The organism is Actibacterium atlanticum, assembly GCF_000671395.1.
GTDB lineage: Bacteria > Pseudomonadota > Alphaproteobacteria > Rhodobacterales > Rhodobacteraceae > Actibacterium_D > Actibacterium_D atlanticum.
Window position 1 is genome coordinate 60,154 of the sequence record NZ_AQQY01000011.1, and the last position, 22,629, is coordinate 82,782.

19 protein-coding genes are annotated in these 22,629 nt (G+C 60.1%); 16 read left to right on the forward strand and 3 right to left on the reverse strand.

What is annotated here, in order from left to right:
* Positions 1-200 precede the first annotated feature (200 nt).
* Both ATO10_RS14125 and ATO10_RS16080 read left to right on the forward strand, forming a co-directional pair.
* Positions 201-635 carry a DUF4405 domain-containing protein gene (locus tag ATO10_RS14125; protein ID WP_035252689.1) on the forward strand — a complete coding sequence of 145 codons (435 nt, stop codon included), beginning with the start codon at positions 201-203 and terminating at the stop codon, positions 633-635.
* Positions 636-850: 215 nt separating this feature from the next.
* Positions 851-1,294, forward strand: coding sequence for a CREC-EF hand family protein (locus tag ATO10_RS16080; protein ID WP_051598163.1), 444 nt, complete (start codon positions 851-853; stop codon positions 1,292-1,294).
* A gap of 106 nt (positions 1,295-1,400) precedes the next feature.
* On the opposite strand, the gene ATO10_RS14135 is transcribed toward ATO10_RS16080, so the two are convergent.
* Positions 1,401-1,715, reverse strand: a complete 315-nt coding sequence (locus tag ATO10_RS14135; protein WP_035252690.1) for a PepSY domain-containing protein — start codon at positions 1,713-1,715, stop codon at positions 1,401-1,403.
* 125 nt (positions 1,716-1,840) lie between these two features.
* Here ATO10_RS14135 and ATO10_RS14140 point away from each other — a divergent pair, with 125 nt between their 5' ends.
* The 9 genes from ATO10_RS14140 to ATO10_RS14185 all read left to right on the forward strand — a co-directional run bounded on the left by ATO10_RS14140 (position 1,841) and on the right by ATO10_RS14185 (position 12,973).
* Positions 1,841-2,149: a PepSY domain-containing protein gene (locus tag ATO10_RS14140; protein WP_051598164.1), complete on the forward strand. Its 309-nt coding sequence runs from the start codon at positions 1,841-1,843 to the stop codon at positions 2,147-2,149.
* Positions 2,149-2,820, forward strand: coding sequence for a response regulator transcription factor (locus tag ATO10_RS14145; protein WP_035252693.1), 672 nt, complete (start codon positions 2,149-2,151; stop codon positions 2,818-2,820). Before ATO10_RS14140 ends, ATO10_RS14145 begins: the two co-directional genes overlap by 1 nt.
* On the forward strand, positions 2,817-4,160 hold the full coding sequence (locus tag ATO10_RS14150) for a sensor histidine kinase (RefSeq protein WP_035252696.1): 1,344 nt from the start codon (positions 2,817-2,819) through the stop codon (positions 4,158-4,160). The genes ATO10_RS14145 and ATO10_RS14150 overlap by 4 nt, the downstream gene beginning before the upstream one ends.
* An 81-nt stretch (positions 4,161-4,241) precedes the next feature.
* Complete coding sequence (locus tag ATO10_RS14155) at positions 4,242-5,381, forward strand: cytochrome b/b6 domain-containing protein (RefSeq protein WP_035252706.1); 1,140 nt, start codon at positions 4,242-4,244, stop codon at positions 5,379-5,381.
* On the forward strand, positions 5,378-5,770 hold the full coding sequence (locus tag ATO10_RS14160; RefSeq protein ID WP_035252708.1) for a DUF1924 domain-containing protein: 393 nt from the start codon (positions 5,378-5,380) through the stop codon (positions 5,768-5,770). Before ATO10_RS14155 ends, ATO10_RS14160 begins: the two co-directional genes overlap by 4 nt.
* 14 nt (positions 5,771-5,784) lie before the next feature.
* Positions 5,785-6,240: a diheme cytochrome c gene (locus ATO10_RS14165; protein WP_035252710.1), complete on the forward strand. Its 456-nt coding sequence runs from the start codon at positions 5,785-5,787 to the stop codon at positions 6,238-6,240.
* Positions 6,241-6,356: 116 nt separating this feature from the next.
* Positions 6,357-7,220 (forward strand): cation diffusion facilitator family transporter, encoded by an 864-nt coding sequence (locus ATO10_RS14170; RefSeq protein ID WP_035252712.1) that lies wholly within the window; start codon positions 6,357-6,359, stop codon positions 7,218-7,220.
* Positions 7,221-7,482: 262 nt separating this feature from the next.
* A complete protein-coding gene (locus ATO10_RS14175) occupies positions 7,483-11,745 on the forward strand; it encodes a strawberry notch-like NTP hydrolase domain-containing protein (protein ID WP_035252715.1) in 4,263 nt (1,420 codons plus the stop codon).
* Positions 11,746-12,250: 505 nt separating this feature from the next.
* Positions 12,251-12,973, forward strand: a complete 723-nt coding sequence (locus ATO10_RS14185) for a DUF736 family protein (protein ID WP_035252718.1) — start codon at positions 12,251-12,253, stop codon at positions 12,971-12,973.
* Between the two features lie 20 nt (positions 12,974-12,993).
* Here ATO10_RS14185 and ATO10_RS14190 read toward each other — a convergent pair whose 3' ends face one another.
* Both ATO10_RS14190 and ATO10_RS14195 read right to left on the reverse strand, forming a co-directional pair.
* Entirely contained in the window at positions 12,994-13,263 is a 270-nt protein-coding gene (locus tag ATO10_RS14190; protein ID WP_035252721.1) for a hypothetical protein, read from the reverse strand.
* Positions 13,260-14,492, reverse strand: coding sequence for an ATP-binding protein (locus tag ATO10_RS14195; RefSeq protein ID WP_035252725.1), 1,233 nt, complete (start codon positions 14,490-14,492; stop codon positions 13,260-13,262). Before ATO10_RS14195 ends, ATO10_RS14190 begins: the two co-directional genes overlap by 4 nt.
* A gap of 793 nt (positions 14,493-15,285) precedes the next feature.
* On the opposite strand from ATO10_RS14195, the gene ATO10_RS14200 reads away from it, so the two are divergent.
* The 5 genes from ATO10_RS14200 (at position 15,286) to ATO10_RS14220 (ending at position 22,496) form a co-directional block, all read left to right on the forward strand.
* On the forward strand, positions 15,286-16,215 hold the full coding sequence (locus ATO10_RS14200) for a DUF2493 domain-containing protein (RefSeq protein ID WP_035252728.1): 930 nt from the start codon (positions 15,286-15,288) through the stop codon (positions 16,213-16,215).
* Positions 16,216-16,802: 587 nt separating this feature from the next.
* A complete protein-coding gene (locus ATO10_RS14205) occupies positions 16,803-17,009 on the forward strand; it encodes a hypothetical protein (RefSeq protein ID WP_035252730.1) in 207 nt (68 codons plus the stop codon).
* Between the two features lie 564 nt (positions 17,010-17,573).
* Positions 17,574-18,167 (forward strand): hypothetical protein, encoded by a 594-nt coding sequence (locus tag ATO10_RS14210; RefSeq protein WP_035252732.1) that lies wholly within the window; start codon positions 17,574-17,576, stop codon positions 18,165-18,167.
* Positions 18,154-20,487, forward strand: a complete 2,334-nt coding sequence (locus ATO10_RS14215) for a relaxase/mobilization nuclease domain-containing protein (RefSeq protein ID WP_035252734.1) — start codon at positions 18,154-18,156, stop codon at positions 20,485-20,487. The genes ATO10_RS14210 and ATO10_RS14215 overlap by 14 nt, the downstream gene beginning before the upstream one ends.
* Before the next feature lie 8 nt (positions 20,488-20,495).
* The gene (locus ATO10_RS14220; protein WP_035252735.1) at positions 20,496-22,496 is read left to right on the forward strand and encodes a type IV secretory system conjugative DNA transfer family protein; all 2,001 of its coding nucleotides are present in this window, start codon (positions 20,496-20,498) and stop codon (positions 22,494-22,496) included.
* Positions 22,497-22,629: the final 133 nt, after the last annotated feature.

A 22,629-nucleotide genomic window follows, 5' to 3' on the forward strand; every position in this document is an offset into this window, starting at 1 on the left:
ACTTTCTGGCGAGAGTTCCAGGGGGCACGTTACGGCTGATTTCAACTCAAAGTCGATGTTTCTTCGAGGTCGCCGAGACGGCACATCGGAGTCTATTCGCAGAAAAAATCGTTGCGCCTTGGACGTGCAATCCTGAACCTAGATCAAAGCGAAACTATAGGAAATGAAATAGGATTGATCCATCGAGAGTGGAGGCAATTATGGCCAACGCAGAATCAACTGCCCATGTCAGACCAAAGATCACTGGACGCGCCATGTCGGTGTTCGGTGTCACCTTTTCGTTTCTGGCAATGCTGGTAAGCGGTGGAATTTTGTATCTTGCACCCAAGGGCAAGGTTTCCAATACGATAGATTGGCAGGTGTTGGGCCTTGATCGACAGGGTTGGGACGACATTCACATCGTTGTGGCCACACTTTTCGTCAGCTTTTCGGCGTGGCACATCGCACTGCACCTTCGGACGTTCAAGACGATGATTATGGGCAACCGGATGTGCCCGCAGGGTCATAGGCTTGAAGCCGTGATCGGCCTCGCTGTCGTTCTGGCGCTTGTTCTGTTGACAGTGTTCGGGCTGCCTCCGGCAAGCTGGCTGTTGGACCTGAACGAGTTCTTCAAGCACGAATTCTGGGTGCGATGATCGGCATATCCCCTCTCGACGCCACGGCTTCGGGAGGGGCTGCATTTTCGCTTGTGGAGTGAGGCCCGTTCGCGTCGACCTAATCGCGCCTTCCATGCATTCGGTGCATACCCGCTAGGCCGAAATACTGGGCATAGCCGCTCGTATCGGCACAACCGCAGGACTATCTTTTGATTGGGAGATCGAAACGCGCTTGAACTGGTAGGAACAAGAAAATGAAACAGTTCCCAAGACGCTTTGCGCTTATGGTTGCGACCATGTCGCTCGTTTCCACCGCCGCCTATTCTCAAGGCGGCGGCATGATGACCCGCTTCGACAGCATTGACGAAAACGGTGACGGGTTGGTGAGCGCGTCCGAGGCCGCCGGATGGCGCGAGGCAGTTTTCAACGCGATGGATACCAACGAGAACGACGCCTTGTCGCTGGAGGAATACATGGGGCTTCAGCTGGGCCAGGGGGCAGATCCTTCGCAACGTGGTCCGCGATATGCTGAACGGCAGGCTGCCAAGGAAACCCGATACCGTGCGATGGATGCCGATGCCGACAACTCTGTTTCACGCCAGGCGTACATGGATTACGGCGCAAGCACCTTCGCCGCAAGCGACACGGATGGCGATGGATTGGTCGGCCTGCGTGAGTTCATGTTGGGCAATCACTGACGAATTTGAACTTGCACGGTCCACAATAAAGGAGGGCGTGTTAAGCCCTCCTTCACCTCGCACCCCGCAATAAGCTGCGGGATGCGATTATCAAACAAGACGAAAATCAGTCGTCGTCGCTGTCGCGATAGTCGTCATCGTCGTCCATTATTTGAATCGGCTCGCCGTTCGTGGCGTCCAGATAGGCCTCAACCTTGAGGCCGCCCCCGTCGATCATTTCGACTTCGTAGTAGCGGCCATCTTCGCGTTCGATCTCCAGGACCTGATAGCCCTGCGCCTCCAGTTTGGCGGCGAGGTCCGAAACCGGCATCCAGGTCACGGGGGCGGGCAACGCGGTTTGAACGCCATCGGTTGCGGCGTTGACGGCGAAACCCACTGCGGTGGCTGCGATCAGGGTGGTGGCAAGAAGGGTCTTTTTCATGGTGTTCTCCAACTTAGGTCGGGCGGGATTGCCCGTTTGATGCCCTCTTTTCTCAAATCACCGCTGATGTCGGTCTGACGGCTTGTGTCAGTGAACTGTCAGGGCAAAAGCGATACTCTAGGCTCATGAAACACGTACTGATCATCCTGATATGCGCCCTGGTCAGCCCTGCACTGGCCTCCGGGGACCACGACGATGCACGCGACGCGGTGCGCCAACAGCAGGTTATTCCTCTTGCGGACATCATTCCGGGGATCCTCTTGGAGTTCGACGCGCGACTACTGGAAGCGGAGTTTGAACGCGAACACGGCATCTATGTTTACGAGCTGGAGCTGATCACCGGATCGGGCCGCATGATCGAAGTCATGGTCGATGCGGCGACGGGTGAGATACTCGAAGTCGAGCAGGAAGGCCGATACGAAAGGGACGATTGATGCGGCTTTTGGCAGTTGAAGATGATCCGGGTATTCGCAGGGATGTGCTGGCGGCTTTGGAGGCGTCCGGTTTTCATGTGGAAACCGCCGAGGATGGTGAAGATGCCTGGTTCTTGGGTGACACGGAGGACTATGACCTCATCGTGCTTGATTTGGGTTTACCCGGTATGGATGGGCTTAGCGTCCTGAAACGCTGGCGCGCCAACGGGCGCGACATGCCGGTGCTGGTGTTGACCGCGCGCGGGGCCTGGCATGAACGGGTTGAGGGCATCGAAGCCGGTGCCGACGATTATTTGCCCAAACCCTTCCGCATGGAGGAGTTGGTGGCAAGAGTGCGGGCATTGGTGCGTCGCTCTGCCGGTCAGGGATCGCCTTTGCAAAACGTCGGCGAGTTGACCATCGACACCAACCGCATGGCTGTTTCCGTCAGAGGTGTTCCCATTGCCGTGACCGCACTGGAATACCGCCTGCTGTCCTACCTGATGCTGCATCGCGCCCGTATCGTTCCCCCGACCGAGTTGTTGGAACATCTTTATGGGGACGACGATGCCCGAGAAGCCAATGCGCTAGAGGCAATCCTGACCAGGCTGCGTAAAAAACTCGGCAAGGGGATAGTCGGCACCAAGCGCGGGTTCGGGTACTTTCTTGAGGATGCGGAGGGTGTTGGGTGAATACAGGCTCGCTGCGCCTACGGCTCTTCATAGCTTCCGCCTTGTCCGTGTCGATTGCCCTGATCCTCGCGTTTTGGGGGCTGGGGCAGCTTTTTGCGTCGCATGTGGAGCGGCGGGCAATTGATGAGCTTTCAGTGCAGCTTGACCAAATCCTTGTTGGGATTGAGCGCGACGCCGCAGGGCAAATCATAATGGGGGCAGTCCCGGCGGATGCGCGGTTTACGACCCCTTTCGGAGGTCTTTATTGGCAGATCGAAACCGAAGGACAGCAGTTGCGGTCCAGATCACTTTGGGACTTCGCGCTCGATCTTCCGCCGGATCATCTGAAGGACGGGGCGGTTCACGTTCACTATCTGCCCGGACCCGGCAGTGATCTGCTGCTTGTCATGGAGCGCAGCGTTCAACTCCCGTCGCGCTTGGGGGGTATTCCAATGCGTGCCGCAGTCGGAATGGATGCGGCAAACCTTGAAGAAAGCACCGAACAGTTTCGGGACGATCTTCTGCCTTACACTCTTGTGCTGGCGCTGTTCTTTGTCGGGGCGGGTGTCGCCCAGGTCTTTCTTGGCCTGCGTCCGCTGGCCTCGGTTGGGCGGCGCATTGAAAGGATCAGGGCCGGTGACGCCAGCCGTGTGGGAGAAGACTTCCCGTCGGAAATCCGCCCGCTTGCAAGCGAGGTGGATGCCCTTCTGGCCCAACGCGAGAGCGACATTGAACAAGCCCGGCATCGGGCGGGGGATTTGGCGCATGGTTTAAAAACGCCGCTCCAGGCGCTGCTAGGAGAAGCGGGCCGGATCAGAGAGGCCGGCTTGGCGGACTCGGCCGAGGCCATCGAAAGTACGGCGGATACCATGCGTCGGCATGTGGATCGGGAGTTGAACAGGGCTCGGATCGCGTCACGCGCCGCAGCGTCTAAAACGGATCTTGCCGAGGCCGTGAGCCGCGTCGCCATGGTGGTTCAGAAAGCCAATCCGACCAATACACTTTCATGGAAGCTGGATGTGCCGCAAGGTCTGGCCGTCGCGGCGGATATGGAAACCCTGCTGGAAATTCTTGGGGCGATCACCGAAAATGCCGCCCGGCATGCGACGCAGACTGTTCAGATTTATGCGCGCGAGAAATCGCAACATGCGATCCTGAGCGTCCTCGATGACGGCCCTGGCATTGAACCCGCCAAGATCGAAGCCCTCATGCGCCGGGGTGGGCGTGAAGACGAAAGCGGTACGGGGCTTGGCCTGGCAATTGCCCGTGAGTTGACGGAAACCCTCGGCGGGGCGGTGCAACTGATCCCGAGAAACCGGGGCTTGATGGTTCAAATCACTTTGCCATTGGCCACAAACTGACAATCTCCTGACAGCCCCCATCAGGCCAGCATCAGCGCGCTTTTGCCAATCTTGTCCTGAGTTTGATGAGAGGCTGAGTCAATGAGCGACATTCCCACACCATTTGAAGGGCTGGTTGACGATGGGCATCCTGTCTGGGACCGGTTCATACGGGTCTTCCATTGGGCGTTGGTGGTCAGTGTTGTCATGGCTCTGGCTTCCGGATTCCTGCTGGATGCATCCTGGATACGCCTGCACCTGGTATCCGGCTCGCTTGCCGTCGCCCTTGTGGTCGCCAGGATCGTCTGGGGGTTCACAGGCCCGACCTACGCTCGGTTTTCTCAGTTCATCCCCACACTCCGCCAGATTTCTGACCACTTGAAGGCCGGCGCAGATCACGCGCGCCATATCGGACACAACCCGCTTGGTGCGCTGATGGTCGTTGCGCTGCTTGCCTTGATCATCGCTTTAGGTGTCACCGGGATTGCAGCCCTTGGAAGCGGGTTGAAAACCGGACCGCTGGCGGCATCGTTAACCGCGTCGCAGGGCCCGCTTTGGACCGAACTCCACGAATTGGCGGGCTTCATATTGCTTGGCTTGATCGTCCTGCATGTTGGCGGCGTCATTGTCGAAAGCCGTCGCAGCCGCGAGTGCCTTGCCTGTTCGATGGTCACGGGGCGCAAGGAAGAGCGCAACGGTGATCTTGTGGCACCGCCAAGGCCAACGCATCTGGTCTTGGCAATCCTGTTGATCTCAGGGTTGGTGATCGGAGCCGTCGTGACCATCAACGGTCTCTCACAATGCCCCCTGACCCTTCCGCCCGTCGGGCCAATGGCACAGGTATATGGCGATGTATGCGCCGCCTGTCACATGGCCTACCACCCGTCCACGCGCCCCGCGGCCTCGTGGGAGCTGATGATGGGCGGGCTGGGCGAGCATTTCGGTGAGGATGCCAGCCTGCCGGAAGAAACCCGCATTGAAGTCGCTGCCTGGCTGACAGAACACGCCGCGGCCACGACCGACAGCAAGCCCGCATTGCTTTGGAGCGATTTGCGCGAAAGCACCCCGGTTGCCTTGCCGGATACCGAAGCGTGGAAACGCCTTCACACTTCGGTAGACGAGGCCAGCTTCCGTCAACGGAACATCTACAGCCGCTCTAATTGCATCGCCTGCCATGCAGACGCTGAAACCGGTTGGTTCAGCCCCTTCCAGATTTCCATTCCCAAGGAGCCCAAACAATGAAACACACTCTGATATTGCTGACCGCTCTGATGGCGCAGCCTGTGTTGGCACAGGACACCTCGCCGCAAGCTTTGATCGAACAGTATAGCGCCGCGGCAGGCGCTGCCGCATCACCGGAAAACGGTCAGGCGCTGTTCATGGCGACCCATTCGGGTGGCAAGCCCGATACGCCTTCCTGCACTACCTGCCATTCAGCGGACCCGACCAAAGGAGGACAAGCGCGCACCGGTAAGCCAATTGACCCTCTTTCCCCGACCGCAAATCCCGAACGCTTTACCGATACGAAATTCGTGGAAAAGTGGTTCGGACGGAACTGCAATTCGGTTCTTGGGCGTGACTGCAGCGCCCAGGAAAAAGCCGACATCATCGCCTGGCTCGTGAGCCTCTGAAGAAAGGATATCCCATGAAACTCTCCCTTGCCGCCACTCTTGCCCTCGTTGCCGCACCCGTTCTCGCCAGCGAAGGCGAATACATGCCGCCCGTGACCCATGACGCCACCAAGGCGGAATGCAGCGAATGCCACATGGCCTATCCCGCCGGGTTCCTTCCGCAGCGCTCCTGGACCGCGATCATGACGACGCTGGACGATCATTTCGGCGAGAACGCGACCCTGGACGAGGTCTCCCGCGCCGAGATCGAAGCCTATCTGGTTCAGAACGCCGCCGATGCGGGCGGACGATCGTCTGGGCTGCTGTATCGGGTGTCGCCGGACGAAACTCCCTTGCGGATTTCCGAAATGCCTTGGTTCCGGTCCGAGCACGATGGCGAAGTCTCTTCGCGCAGGTTGCAAAAGGCCGGGTCCATGTCGAACTGCGCCGCCTGCCATCGCGGCGCAGACCGTGGGATCTTTGAAGATTAATAGGAGTACCGGAGCGGCATCGCACAGCTCCGGTACAATTCCGTCTCGCGGAAGACCAGTTTTGCGGATAGCAACGTTGGAAACGTTCATGTTGGAAACGTTCATAAGGTGTTTTCGTGTCGCGCAAATTTGCTTTCTGGTCGATCCCGGTGGCCTTGTTGGTTTTTCTTCTCAAGCTTCTGGCTTGGAAGATGACCGGCTCGGTTGCACTGCTGTCGGATGCGCTTGAAAGCACCGTGAACGTGATCGCGGCAGGACTGGCCTTTTATGCAATCCGTCTGGCCGAAAAGCCTGCCGATGCTCGCCATCCCTTCGGCCATACCAAAGCGGAATATCTGTCTGCAGTTGCCGAAGGCGTTATGATCCTGATTGCCGCCGGTCTCGTCCTGCGAGAAGCTATCACTGCGCTGCCAAACCCACATATCGAAGACGCGCCGATGCTGGGCATTGGCATCAACATCATTGCCGCAATCGTCAACGGTATTTGGGCATACACCCTTTTGCGTGTTGGGCGACGAAACCGCTCACCGGCTCTTCAAGCCAGCGCCCGCCACATCTTTACGGATGTTCTGACCTCTGCCGGGGTCGTGGTGGGCGTCATCCTGGCATTGGCGACGGGATGGCTGATTTTGGACCCGATCCTTGCTATTCTGGTCGCCCTCAACATCCTGCGTGAAGGATGGCACGTAATTTCCGAAAGCGTCGATGGTCTAATGGACGCCAGTATTGATGACGAAACCCGGGCGGAAGTCGAAAGCATCATCCAACGCGAAATGGGCGAGGCTCTGCAGTTTCACGATCTGAGGGTGCGGTTGTCCGGAGCCGTTCTCTTCGGAGAGTTTCATCTGGTCGTTGCGAAGGAGATGTCGGTCGGGCAGGCCCATGACATATGCGACGGAATCGAGAAGTCCCTAGAAACGAAGTTCCCGGGATCGGCATTTACCATCCATTTGGAGCCGGACACTGAGCTTAAAGCATAGGCAATAAAAATCAAAGATTCTGGAAACCACTCAGAAGTCCGCAAAGCTTACCTTGGAGGGTTTCGCAGTATCCACTAGATTAGCTCGTCAGGTAATCTTTGCTTGGATCAGGTCGCGCTATGACCCGGGCCTCATGTGTAGGACCGGATTTCCCGATTTTGGCTGAGCGCTTGCCTCTGGCCTGATCTCTAACCCGCCCCCGAAAGTGAAAAGCACGCTTTTGTCCTTTGGAACTCAGACCCTGACCCAAAGGACCGACACCATGGCCAAACTCAACCCAAAGCACCCTTTTCAAACTGTTTCCGATGCCGACCTCGCTGGTGCTCTGACACAGATCGGTACAGAAATTGCCGACCATCCCTTGCGCAGTTCCGTGCTGGCCAGGATCATGCGCGAGTGCTTTGGCGGCAGCGACGCCGCAGCTGCCTGGGATTGGCGCATGGCCTACGATATGATGCAGGCCGCAGCGGTGTCGCGGATTTTGCGGGGCAGGGGTGCCGATCCGGCTGTTGGCGCCCAAATACTCTCTGCGCGGCTATTGACCGAGACACGGCGCTCAGAACAGCAGGTTCGCCTGCAGCAATTCTCCACCCCGTTGCCCTATGCCGCGCTGGCAGTTCGTGCTGCCGCGACCCGTGAAGGCGAAACTGTTCTGGAACCGTCGGCCGGCACTGGCACATTGGCCGCTTTCGTTGCTCGGGCAGGCGGCAAGCTGCTTCTCAACGAAATCGATCCCTTCCGCCAAGCGCTTCTGGGGGCCCTGTTTCAGATCGATGTGACGGGCCATGACGGCGAACATATCGATGATCTGCTCACCGATCCCGCTATCCCCGATGTCGTGGTCATGAACCCGCCCTTCGCCTCCTCGGTCGATCGCTCGAAGGACAAACACATCGCGGCCAAGCATCTGATCTCAGCCGCCAAACGATTGGCACCTGTTGGGCGTCTCGTGGCGATCATGCCGCCGGGCTTCAGCCCGGAGCGCGATGCAGCGCATTGGGCCCGTGCCTGCGGGCTGCTGACACCGCGCCTGGCACTGACGTTCCCGGGTCAAATCTATCGCAAACTTGGCACCTCGGTGGAGACCCAGCTCATGGTCTTCGACAAGGTGCGGGAGGATGCTGAATTCGTTTGTGCGGCTGTTGATGATCTGGATGCTGCCTTGAGTATTGTCGATGACGTTGCCGCCAACCGACCGGTTGGTGCGCCATCGATGAAAACCAAGCTGCAGGTCTCGGCTGTTTCAACCAGACCCGCCACGCGTGTCATGCGCAAACGACCGGCAGCACCGGTCGCGGCCACGAAAGCCAAATCACATGCAGCCATTCCCCTGGAATTCACCGCGCATGTTACCCCGCGCGATAATGCCCCCGTCTCGGATATCTACGCCCGTTATCGCCCGCAGCGGATCGAGATCGCAAGTGCGCAGGAACATCCCACACCCCTGGTCGAAAGCATCGCCATGGCATCCGTGGCCCCGCCAATGCCGCGGTTGGATGCTGATGAACAGCTACGCCTGCCCGCCCGACTGATCGAAGAAGGCCAACTCTCCGAGGCTCAGCTTGAAACCATCATCATGGCCAATGACGCCCATAGCCGTGATCTTCCAGGCCGCTTCACCATCGATGAAGACCAAACCAAACTAACCCGCGCTGACGAGGACCCCGACGCACAGGCCTATCGCCAGGGGTACTTCCTCGGCGACGGCACCGGCTGCGGCAAGGGCCGCGAATGCGCGGGGCTCATCCTGGTGAACTGGCTTGCTGGGCGCCGCAAGGCGGTGTGGGTCTCCAAATCCGCCACGCTTATTGAGGATGCGATCCGCGACTGGACCGATCTTGGCGGCTCCCCCGCCGATATCCAGCCGCTCTCGAAATGGAAACCCGACCAGCAGATCCCCTTGGGCGACGGCATCCTCTTCGTGACCTATGCCACGCTGCGCTCGGCGGGCAAATGCGGCACGACGCGGTTGAACCAGATCCTCGAGTGGATGGGCGACGGTTTCGACGGCGTGCTGGCCTTTGACGAGGCCCATGCGATGCAGAACGCCGCGGGGTCCGAGCAGGGCAAGGGGGTCAAACCCTCCCAACAAGGGCTTGCCGGGCTTCGCCTGCAATTGGCCGCGCCGCGTGCCCGGGTCTTCTATGTTTCTGCCACGGGCGCGACCAGCGTTCACAATCTCGCCTATGCCTCCCGTCTCGGACTCTGGGGTCAGGGGCCAGAGTTTCCCTTCGCCAGCCGCGAGGGCTTTGTCTCCGCCATGGAGGCCGGCGGTGTGGCGGCCATGGAGGTGGTGGCACGCGATCTCAAGACGCTGGGGCTCTATACGGCGCGTGCCCTCAGTTTCGATGGCGTGGAATATGACGTGCTGGAACACGCGCTCACCCCTGCCCAGACCGAAATCTACGATGCCTATGCGGATGCGTTCCGCACGATTCACCAGAATCTCGAGGCGGCGCTTACGGCGACGGGTGTCATTGACGCTTCCGGCGAAACCAATGCGTCTGCCGCCAAGGCCTCGGCAAAATCACGGTTCGAAAGCACCAAGCAGCGGTTCTTCAACCACCTCCTGATGGGTATGAAGGCTCCGACGATTGTCCGCGCTATCGAGCGGGATCTGGAAGATGGCTTTGCCTGTGTCGTCCAGGTGGTCTCCACGGGTGAAAGCCTGTTGAAACGGCGGTTGGAGGCGATGGACCCGGAAGACGAGCTGGTCGAGGGCGCTCTCACGCCGCGTGACTATGTGCTGAGTTACCTCGATCAGGCCTTTCCGATCCATGCCCAGAAGCTGGTCGAGATCGACGGCAATATGGTCGCTGAGCCGCTTCGCAACGAACAAGGCGAGCTGGTTGTGTCGCGCGAAGCGCTTGCCTTGCGGGACGCGGCCATGATGGAACTGATGTCCCTGGCACCGATCCCGTCTGCTCTGGATCAGATCCTCTGGGCCTTCGGCGATGAGGCCGTGGCCGAAGTGACCGGACGTTCCATCCGGCCCCTGAAGTCCCAGGACGGAGCGCTCTTCATCGTGAAGCGCACTGCCAGCAGCAATTCCTCGGAAACCCGTGCCTTCATGGATGGCGAGAAAGACATTCTGATCTTCTCCGATGCCGGTGGCACCGGGCGGTCCTATCATGCGGCTCAGACGGCCAAGAACCAAAAGCGGCGGCGGCACTATCTGCTGGAGCCCGGCTGGCGCGCAGATGCGGCGATCCAGGGGCTCGGGCGTACGCATCGCTCGGCCCAGGTCAGCGCGCCCTTCTTCCGGGTCTGCACTTCCGATGTGCATGGCGAGAAACGCTTCACTTCCACGATCGCCCGTCGGCTGGATCAGTTGGGCGCGCTCACCAAGGGACAGCGCGAGACTGGCTCGCAGGGCATGTTCCGGGAGGAAGACAATCTCGAAAGCCCGATCGCACGGGCCGCGCTGCGCGGCTACTACGCCGACCTGGCAGCCGGACACGCCGCGGCGATGAGCTATGATGAGTTCACCGATTGGACCGCGCTGCGGCTGATCGACAAGGACGGCGTGCTTCTTGAAGAACTGCCGCCGATCCAGCGCTTTCTCAACCGCGTGCTGGCCTTGCCGATCCACATTCAGAACTCACTCTTTGCCGAGTTCATAGGCCGCATAGCCGATCAGACCGAACGGGCCCGTGCCGCCGGCACGCTCGATCTCGGGGTGGAGACATTGCGGGGTGACCGGATCGTGCAAACCTCCACCGAAGATCTCTGGACCTGCCCGCAATCGACGGCAGTGACGCGGATCGTTGGCCTCGAAGTTACCGATCCGGTCCATGTCCTGTCGGCAGAAAAGGCTCTGAGCCGCAACTCGGACAAGGTGCCAATGATCAATCTTGCCTCCGGTCGCGCAGCGCTCATCTCATCCCGCCCGATGCAGATGTATGATGAGGATATCGTCACATTCATGCGGAAGGTGACCCGGCCGACCGGCTCCACCTATGTGGAGGAGGGCAAGTTCCAGAATTCGACCTGGAAGGAGGTTGGGAAATCCGAGTTCATCCACCTCTGGGACAAGGAGGCCGATAGCCTGCCGAAAACCACGACGACCAAGCTCTACCTGTTGACCGGGCTGCTCTTGCCGATCTGGAAGGACATACCCTCGGGCAACGAGCGTATCTACCGGGTCACACCCGAGGGGTGCGCCAGCTTGATCGGCCGTACCGTCAGCGAGGATGGGGCCGCAGCGCTCAGGGCGCGGTTCATGGCAGGCGATCCGAAAACACCGCAGGAGATGCTGACGGCGGCCCTTGGGTCGACCGCGCCAGTCGAATTGGGTCGAGGCCTCACCCTGGCGCGACGGCGGGTGGCCGGGTCTGCGCGCCTTGAAATCGACGGCGCGGATCGGGGCATGATCAACAGCCTGAAATCTCTTGGCTGCTTCACCGAGATCATCGCCTTCCAGCTCCGGGTCTTTGTGCCGCACGGGGAGGGGGTCGATACCGCTGCCATCCTTGAGCGGATCGTTGGGGACGGTTCATTGCCCGTGGCAAACCGAGCCGCCTGACAACCATTGTGGTTCGACGCGCTCGCGACAACAGATCCTCGATGGCCGGGTCAGAAGATCGGGCCTTCGCGTCCCTCGTACAAAAAACCTTGATTGGAGACCCAAATGAACATCGCAGACATCAAGGCCGCGGTTGATGCCGGTTCCCCCGTGAGTTGGGTGAACGAAGCCTACCGCGTTCACAAGGACGGCCTCGGCCAATACCTAATCACCTATCTGCCGAATGGTAGCACTATTGGTTTGACCGATCTGAGTGGCACGCGGCTGTACGGTGACAAGGCTGACTTCTTTATCGCCGGATCGAACCACTCCTTAGCTGCGGGAAATGGGGGCAGTGCGTGTATCGATCGGCGGTGTTCACGCTCTGCCGATTGGACGAGCGGACAGGGAGGGAGAGAAAGGAAAGGAGGCCTTGGGTTTTGTGATCCCAGGAAGGGGTCGAAAAGCAATCCCGGTGGCGATGACCAGAGGTCAGGCACCGGCAAACTCAGATAGGAGAAGACCCATGTTCGCAGGAACTCTGACCAAGAACGTTGAAACCGCCGCAGCCATCTATACCGGTATGATCCACAGCAACCGCTTCGATATTGCCATCCAGCTCGAGGAGCGGACCAAGATGTCGGAGCGCAGTCCGGACTATGATGTGACCGCAGTGAACAAATCCGGCCGCACGGTGCGCATCGGTACGGCCTGGAACGAGACCGGCAATACCACGGGCAACCACTACATTTCGATGCAGATCGATGTCGGCCTTGGTCCGTTCCGGGTCAATGCCGTTCAGACCAAGGAAGCGCGTGACGCGAAAAGTGGTGAGTTCGAAATCATCCCGCTGGTCTCGAACGGTACCATGAAATCCGGCTCGATCTCGGGCGAGCTGACGGTGATGGATGCTGACAACGCTTTCGCCGGCTACATCGCCAACATGATGTTCGATCTCGACTTCATGCTGATCGAGAACGAATTCAAATCCGAAGAGACCCATCCTGACTATCGGATCGAGATCAGCTCGCCGCGAGGCCATGCGATCCGCGTTGGTTCCGCCTGGATGGCCAAGAGCGCCCGGACCGGTAACGAGTACCTGTCGTTGCTGATCAACACGCCTGACGGCGATCTGCGCGTCAATGCCGTTCAGAACGAAGAACAGCGTGGTGGTCAGGTATTTTCGATCACCCCGTTCGTCGACAGTGGCGAGCGGGATACGACTGGAGGGCTTTCACTGGTGGCCTGAGTTGGTCGGACTTTACAAGTTCATCGTTGCAAGGGGAGCCGCGGAGAAGCGGTTCCCCTTTTGCCGAACGATCGCAGCATCAATGGGCTGAACCAGTGTCGCCGTTGATTGAGCGTCAACGACAGCATTTGCGCGACTGCCGGACGTTTACTCCCCCCGATCCACAGGTCTTCGCATTGGACCTGCGATGCCGCCAATGGGAACGCGGTCCGGGAGTTGCCGCTTCCTGGCAAGAAATTGTAGAGAAGATCCGCGAGATCCTCGACGCATTGTTCCTCGACCAGATTCATGAACGCCCCCACAAACACGATAGCGGAGCGGCGAACATGTTCTCGCCGAACGGAACAACCTGATCGTGGTCATAGAGTACCATACCTTGAACGAACTTTTCGCCACAGGCTTCCGCCAGCTTACGCATTCCTGAAAAATCGCTTGCTGAAACGGTCGCGGAGGATTTTACCTCGATCCCGACGACCTCACCTCGGCGGTTCTCCAATACGATGTCGACCTCGTTTTTGTCCTTGTCCCGGAAATGCGAGAACGAACAGTTCTGTTCGCTCCACGTCGCAATCTTCCGTAGCTCGCCAAACACAAAGGTCTCCAGGATCGCACCGAAGCTCGTTTTGTCCTTGCGGACCACTTCCGGTGAAACATCCCGCATTGCGGCTAGAAGCCCCGCGTCAAGAAAATGAAGTTTGGGCGACTTGGTCAGGCGTTTCAGTCGGTTCGTGAACCAGGGTTGCAAGGTGTGAACAAGGTAGAGGCTCTCGAAGACACTCACATATTTGCGTGTGGTAACATGATTGAGGTCGAGGCCAGCACCGATACCGGAATAGTTGACCAACTGCCCTGAGTGCTCGGCGAGCACCGATATCAGCTTCGGCATTATGGCAAGCTGTTCGATTTGTGCCACGTCTCTGACGTCGCGCTGGACGATCGCATCGAGGTAGCCGTGATACCAGTCCTGCTTTCGCGACCATCGCGCCCGGCCAAGTGCCTCGGGATACCCCCCGGATAGAACGGTTTCAACGAGGTCGCCCCCGACGATCATGTGGTCTGCTTTCGGTTTCTCCCCTGCAAAGGCGCGATCAATGAAGTCCGACTGTTTTCCCAATATCTCTGCTTGTGACAGGGGTAGCAATCGAACGACCTCCATGCGGCCGGCGAGGGAATCGGCCACTTTGGGTATGGTCATAAGGTTTGCGGAACCCGTCAGGAGGAATCGTCCCGGCGTCTTGTCGTCATCAACCAGGTTTTTAATGGCGAGCAGAAGGTCTGGCGCACGTTGGATCTCATCAATTACTGCGCGGTCCAGCCCGCGGACGAAACCGACCGGATCATCGACTGCGGATCGCAAAACGTTGGCATCGTCCAATGTCAGAAAGGGTATCTTGTCCGACGCGATGTCGCTTGCAAGCGTCGTCTTGCCAGACTGACGCGGCCCCGAGATGAGCACCACGCGGGTGTCGGACAGCGCCTCTTCTACTCTAGCTTTGGCAAATCTTGGGTACATCGCCATGCAACTCCTTTCGACCAACTGAAAGTACGCTTCTGACCAATTGAAAGTCAATCTCCGACCAATTGAAAATTTGAGCTCGACTGAATGAAAGGCCGCGCCCTCAATTTCGTAGGCCTATCGTGCTCGTGACAATCCTGCCTTTTTTGGCAACGCAGTTCGTCTTTTCTGTGTGAATTCGATTACATCACCGCCTTCTTGTTGCGCGATCTCAAGTAGAATGGGGAGCGCCTGATCTTCTGCTTGGGTGTCAGCCTTCCGGCTTCCCCAGCTCGGCTACGCGTGTCGCAGGGGAGAACAGGCCGATGGCCTGTCGCGCATTCGGCCATGCGGCCTCACCGCGGCGTTGCATCCGGCATCCCGGTTTGCCCGTCTCGCGAGCACGTCACTCCCCGGCCGCTCCGCCGGATTGCGCTCTGGTCTGTTTAGGCCCAAGGCCAAAACGATCCCGCCGCTTCATCCGTCTTTCGCGTCCGGTCGCGCCGTTTGCCTGCTCGTTCGGGCAAACCTACCGTCAATCACACACACATGAGTGCGGAAGCATATCCTCCGGATGGCCCCCAAATCAGCCCGCGTCAAGGATCGCAAAACTTTTCGGCGAGGGCGGAGCGAGCGGGACCGGCGGTTTCGTGCGCGGCGGTGCGCCTGTGGTGGACCCCGCGCCCGGAAAACTTTTGCGCCCGGCAAGCCGGCGGCTGCGCCGTCCCTGACCCGGGCAGATTCGGAAACCAGACATTCGGCCATGCCACCACACTCCTGTGGTGAGCGAAACACCCGAACATCTGGAGATCAGAACATGGCTTACGATCAAGCGAACACCTATGAGACCATCGAACTCTTCGGCCTGACCGAGAAAGACGCCGAGCTGCCGATCCCTGAAGATCACATCCTGAAGGATAGCATCATCCGCGAGACTTTTGAGACCCTGCTGGGCCAGTTGCGCGGCACCGGGCTTGAAGCGGAGATCGAACCGCTTGCGCATGGGCTCGCCACGATCCTGCAGCGCCGCAAGGTGGTCTTGACGAAGGAGGTCGACCGCACAGCCGACAAGATCAGCGCCCTGGCAAAATGCCATGACGGATCCGAGATCGCGGAGACTGCGCTGGAAGAGGCACAGGCCCGCTTCCTGCACTTGCGCGAGATCGTCGGCGCCATCGAGGTGATGAGTGAAGCGGCGGCAGAATGCTACGAGGTCGAGACCGGCAACGCCTTCATCCCGGCATCGGGCTCCCGCGCCAATGCCCGGGCACAAGAGACAGGGGCTGTTTTCGAGGCGAAGCAACTGCTCGAACAGCATGATCGCGAGACGGCCGCGAAATCGAAGGTCGAGGGCGTACCCCTGATCGTCTCGGGTGCGACCGACTGGACGGACATCGATGTGATCTTCAACACGCTCGACAAGGTTCGGGACCGGATCAAGCAGAACCGCAACCAGGACATCTTCGTCTGCCACAAGGGCGGCAAGCATGGGGCCGAGATGATCGCGGCCCGTTGGGCCCGCGCGCGCGGCATCGCCCAGGCGCGGTTCGATCCGCGCTGGTCCGCGCATGGGCGAGCGGCACCCTTCAAGTGCAACGATGAGATGCTGGACGACAAGTTCGCGGCAACAGGTGTCGTGCTCTTTGGTGGCAACGGGGTTGCGCTGAACCTCGGGCAAAAGGCGGAGGCGAAAGGTGTGACGGTCATGCGGGTCGCCGATCCAGCGAAGAAGGTCACTGAGAGCTGAAACTGAGAGGGTCGCCTTCGGGCGGCCCTTTCGTCGTTTTCAGGTGGTGTTGACCTCAGGTTCCGATGCGGTGAACTTGTGCCATCCACCCACCTAGCTCAATCAGCGGGAGGGCAGGGCGCTCAATTCGGCTGCTGGTCGAATGCGTCTTCACGCTTCACTAAACCGGACCGCCATACGGCCACCCATCTCGCTCGAGCGGATTGCCTGACGCTAGAGAAGCGGAGGCATCGTCACAAGGGATAACGGGCGAAAAGCCAAGCTTGAGGCTAAAGAACGCAGAGCCGTTTCAATCGGGCAAAACGAACCAAGTCACCGACACGTTGGATTGGCGAAGACAACCGTTCCATATCGCCAGAACATGACAAGACCGGTGGCGGCTCAGACATGGGCTGCACATCCGGGCAACTCCTTTTTGCTCATTGATGTGGATCGCACGGGGTCGGGCCGTCCGTCCCCTCCGCTTCGCTCCGGCAAGCGCAAATACGGTTTCCACGCGCAGGCGCGCGGACCCTCCGCATTTGCGCTTGCGACCGGCCCTTGTCCCCCGTGCAGGTAGATCCCCATCGCAAAAAGGAGATACCCAAATGACCAACCACTACGTCGCCACCGTTCCCGTCAAGTACACCGACAGCGAAGGCCAGGATCGCACCCGCTTCCAACGCGTCGGGGCCATGTTCCGCAACACCCGCAACGGAGACGGATCGGAGTTCTTCAGCCTCAAGCTCGACTTCCCGGTCGCGGTCCAGGAACTGGTGATGTTCCCGCCGAGTTCCAAAGAACCGCAGGACTGAAACCCTCCCCGAGGATTGGGCCGCCGTGAGGCGGCCCTTTCCCTGTTCCAGGGAGCGCTCCACGCGAGCGAGACCTTCGGCCGTTGGCCGAGGTCACAGCTCCCGGTGGTCAGAACCGCAAGCGGTTCAGATGGGTGCTCTAACGATGGTTCGTGCCAGGGCAGACAGCCAGCCTCAAGGGGCCATCCGGAAAAACAGTCAGGCGGTGCCTGCCGGTTTTTCCGGCAGAGATTTGGGTCAAGCCAAATCTGGCCTCCCTTGACCCTGTCTGTCCGCCCCGCCGGTGTGAGTTTGTGCCGCCCCTCGTTTCTGTCCGAACACCGATGGGTGTTCGGACAGACCCTCGGGTGCGCCCTGGATTGGAAATGGTCAGTGGGTGGTTGGGAGGGATGGCTTGGCGACCCTCTGGGTCGCGGCCTCGCGCTTTCAGCGCTCGGCGAGAAGCGGAATTCAAGGTCACTTGTGGCGAATCTACATAAGTATAGTATTGACGATTGTATATAGTATCGTAAGATGAGCGTGACCTTGAATGAAGGTGGCAGGAAATAGGGGGTCTTTCTTCGCATGTCCCGGGCCAAGAGACTGACAGATGCTGAAAAAGCAGAGATCCTGCGTGAGGCCGCCAAGGGAGTTTCGACGTCTGTGCTGTCGGAGCGGTTTGGCGTGACGCCGCGGGCGATCCAATACACGCTAAAGGCCGATGAAGAACGCCGGCGGGATGCGGCGGTGCCGGTCGCCGCCGTGAGCGTGAAAGTGACGTCTGAGGAGTTGGCAGCCTTTGATGATGTGCTGATCTCTGCGGGGATCGAGACGCGCTCGGAGGGGCTGAGAAGACTCATCCAGATGGCGGGTGGGACCTTCGTTCCGGACGCACAGATGGCGGTGGAGATGGAGCGCTACCGCGTCTCCCTTCACGAGGTTGGCAATGGCGTTGTACAGATCGCCAAACAGATGACGTTGGCCAACCGGATGGGGCAGGGGGACGGCGGCGGGGCGGGGTCCGAGTTCTCCGAATTGCGCCTCGCGCAGATTCGCGGGCTGGCCCGGTTCATTCTCGATTCCGCTGACGAGATTGACATGCTCCTGCGTCGCCGTCGGGATGCGATGCAGCTTTCTGCCACGGCCGCCTTGAGGGAGTTTGCGCATGCGGCTGAATGATGCAGTCGATGCGGTCACCGGAGAGGTATTCCGGAATGGCTGGAGCCGCATCCGAGGCTCGATGCAGGGGCTTCATGTCGCCAAACAGAGCCAGCTTGTGCGCGCGGCTGCAGGGCACCGGCCGGCGGTCTTCAAAGCGATCCGGGGCGGGGGGACGCACAACAAATCGCAGCTGATGAACCAGCTCGATTACCTCACCACCAAATCCACGCATATCGTGGATTCGAGCGGGTTCCTGGATGGCAAGTCAAAGCTCGAGGCGAAGGACATCAAGGACCTCACCGAGCGCTTTGCCAAGCGGTGGGATGCGGGCTTCAAACCCAAGCTCGGGCAGACCACCCACATGCTCATGTCTTTCCCCATCGGCACGCGGGGTGAGGATGTGCGCGACATCGCGACGGATGTGGCCGAGCGGTTCTTCCAGACCGATGAGGGGCATTTCGACTACATCATTGCTGTGCACGAGGACCGCGATCACCCCCATGCGCATCTGGTGCTGAACCGCCGCTCGCAGGAAGGCGAGTTCTTCTACCTCGGGCGCAACCACCGCTTCAACTATGACGACTTCCGCCTCGCTATGGTCGAGGAGGCCGAAAAGTACGGCGTGCGCCTGGAGGCCACGCGCCGGGTGGATCGGGGTGTTGTGCACTACCCGGCCCGGACCAGCGAGGTCTATGCGGCGAAAGAAGAGGGGCGCGCACCCCGCGAGCGCGAACGCGTGGGCACCGACCTGACGCGGACGCTGGCGGAGATCGCCAATGCCAGAACTGTCTACCACTCGCTCGCCACCGAAGCCTCCCGGGAGGCCCGCGAGGATATTGCGGCCGCGCTCTTCCGCGCGGGCGAGGTGCTGGCGCGCGGCGGACAGTTGGACCGAACAGGAGATGTGTATATGGCCGAGTATCAAAGTTTCGAGGATCTGAGAAGCCTCTATGCGGAGAAGCTCGCGCGAGTGCAGGGCATGATCGCAGAGAAATCCGACGCGGAACGTCCCGTTCTGGAAAAGCGCCTCATCGAGATCCAGACGCAGGTCCAGCACATGCAGCCGCTCGGATTACGTTCGAGCACGTTGTCTGAGGCGCCATCGGAGGGCGGGGTCTACTCAGAGGCAAACATCCAAGAGAGCCAGTTGGAGCGCCTCGCCGAGCCACGCCTTCGCTCACGGATCGATGGTGCTCTGCGGGGCACCGGGATCAGCACATCGGAAATGGTGGCCCGGATCGAAACCGGGGCGTCAAATGCAGCGCTCGAGCATCAATGGATCGCCAATGATCTCTCCAAGGTGGCCGAGGCGCGCGATCTGAACCTCGAGCGCCGCGTCGATTTGGAACAGGCGCGTGACATCCTGAATGACGTGCATGTCGAGCTTGGCACGCTGTTGGAGCGGGAAAACGTGCTGCGCCGGGATGGCGTCATGGAAGCGGAACCGGTCAGCGAGCAGTTCCACTATCACGAGGACGCGGTCCGGGCGATGGAAGGGACAATCCGTCAGGAGATGCGCGCCGAGGGTCTGACAACGCAGCAGATCGAGGATCGGGAGTGGGAGGTGGTCTCACGGGCAGAGCGCCGGATCGAGGCGGAGCAGCGCGCGTATCTGGAGGCACATCCGGAGCTGCTCGCACGCCCTGGCGATGTGATCGACCGGTCTGAGCCCTACAAGGAGACCATCACCGATGTGGCCCGCGCCAGCGAGATCACCCGCGAGGTCGACCGGATCATGGAGGTACGCGACCTCCGCACGTCCGTTGCGGATGCTGTCGCAGATGACTTGCGCGCGCGCTATCCGGACATGCCGTCCCACCTCACCCGTGGGCTCGGCGCGACCTATGCGGCCGTCGCCGAGATACGCGACACGGAGGCCATCAATCAGGTCCGCCGCGAAACCGTGATGCGCGAGGGGCTTGGGGTTGGCACCCGCGACGAAGTTCTCGCGGCTCGCGATGAAACTGCGCCGCTGTCTGAACGTTCCGACCGCATCGCAGACGAGATTGTGCGTGTCCTGGATCATGAGCGGGCGGGAGAGTTGTCCGCGCCCTTCGAGACCGAGGCGGAGCGGGACGCTTTCCGCGAGGAGATCGCGCGGGTGCTAGACGACCGCCAATTGGGCCGGCTCACTTCCGGCGATGCCGATGCGCTGGACAAGGTTCTCGAGGACCGTCTCGACCGGCTCTATGTGGCCAAGGTCTACCTGCAATCGGATGCCGCGACGGCCAACACCGAGGCCTTGCGCCAGGTGGTCGATGAACTTGCCGACGCCGAATACGAAAAGCACCGCGCGACAGACGTGGATGGCGAAACCGAGAGGGGTCAGGTCCATTGAGCGCCTCCATGGGAAAGGTGCGGATCGCCACGGGTGTCTTGCTCGTGACGCTGGTGACCGCCGCGATAGGCTACACCATCGCCTCGGCGGTGCTGACCTACCAGGATCTCGGCTTCGGGGCCGAGTTCGACTTTGCTTATATCGCGCAGAACTATCTGGCGATTCTCGATCGCCGCCCCGAGGATGCCCAGCTCATCCATCTGATCATCGGCAGCTTTGCCGCCGCCGGCATGATGCTGAGCCTCGCCCTGTCAGGGTCCGCCCTGACACGCTTTGGCCAGACCCATTGGCAGACCGCGCGCGAGATGAAGGCCAATGGCTTCTTCGGGGCCCCCGGGACCGGGTTCATCCTCGGCAAACTCGGCTCTCCTAAATCCCGCGCGAAGTACATCTGCTCGAAGGTCTTCCCACACGCGCTGATCGTGGCCCCCACGGGTCGCGGCAAGACCACGGGCTTTGTCATTCCGAACCTGCTGACCTGGCAAGGCTCCGCCGTGACGCTCGATGTGAAGGGCGAGTGTTTCGAGGCCACGGCCCGGCACCGCGCCGCCCAAGGTGACAAGGTCTATCGCTTTGCCCCTACCGATTGGGAGGGCAAGCGCACGCATCGCTACAATCCGCTCCTGCGCATCTTCGAACTGAAAGACCCCGCGCGCCAGCAAATGGAATTGCAGCTCCTCGCGACGCTGTTCCTGCAGAGCGACAATGACCGGGTGCAGGGCCTTCTCAAAGGCGGGATCGATCTCTTCGTGGCGGCAGGGCTCTTGGCCTTCCAGCGCAAGCGTCCGACCTTGGGCGAGATCTACCGCATCGCCGCCTCGGGCGGGAACAAGCAAAAGGAGTATTTCGCACGGGGTCATGAGGTGGAGAACAGGGCCGCCAAGCTGATCTTCACGCGGCTTGCCTCAACCAACAACGACACGCTGACCTCCTACGTTTCGCTTTTGATGACCTCGGGGCTCGATCAATGGCAGAACCCAGCCATTGATGAAGCGACGGCGGTGTCGGACTTTGATTTCCGCACGATCCGCAAGAAGCCCTTCTCGGTCTATCTCGTTGTCCAGCCGTTGATGGTGAAGCCACTGGCGCCCCTGATCCGCCTCTTCTTCTCCGATCTTCTCTCCGCCATGCAGGAAAAGGACCCCGGGCCGGATGAGCCGTGGCCCGTGATGATCATGCTCGACGAGTTCAACCGTTTGGGGAAGATGCCCATCGTGGTCGAGAGCATCGAAACCCTGCGGACCTATCGCGGCCACCTGGCAGTGGTCACCCAGACCATCCCCGCCCTCGATGAAATCTATGGTGAGAACACCCGCCGTGCCCTGCAAGGCAACGCTGGTGTAAAGCTCTACTTGACGCCCTCCGACGAAAAAACCGTCGAGGAGCTGAGCAAGGCTGTCGGCAAGACCACGAAAACCGTGGTCACCCGCTCGCAGTCTATCGGCAAGAACCCCTTCGAGGGCCGCAGCCAGTCGACCCGAACGGAAGAAAGCTCGCTGCTCCCCGAAGATGAGGCGCGCCGCCTGCCGCTCGACGAGATCGTCATGGTGATCGATGCGCAAATGCCGGTCCGCGCAAAACGGATCCAGTATTTTGATGATCGGCTGTTCAAGGCGATCCACGCGGCTCAGACGGGCGAGTTGCCGTTTCCGCAGCCTGGGGGAGGGGGGCCGCAGGGCAATCTGCCGCCGAGTATGCGCGCCATGCCGATGACACCGCCACCGAACGGGTCAAGCGGACCCGGGGCCGACGCGGAGGGTGTACGCCAGGCTGCTGATGGCAAACCGTCAGGGAAAACTGATGTCGCTCCAAAGAAGACCGCGCCTGTCGTTCAAGCTGTGATCGCCGAGGAACAGCGACAGATGGAGATGGATTTTGAGGGCCTGGTCGCGGATGCCGAGACAGTGGGGGTGGATGATGACGCGCAGATGCGCTCTGCCGTTGATGGCTTGGACGATATGGAAGCGATGCTGCAGGAGGAGGGTGGCAAAAAGCCAATTCACCGGTAGGGCGGTGGGCATGGTCTGACGGTCATAGAGGGCGGGAAGCGGTCATTCACTGCACTTGGCGCCAAGGTCTGCTACGCGGATATTCTGTTGAAAAACTCACCCTTGATCGAGGCCGAAGTCACTGATTCAATTT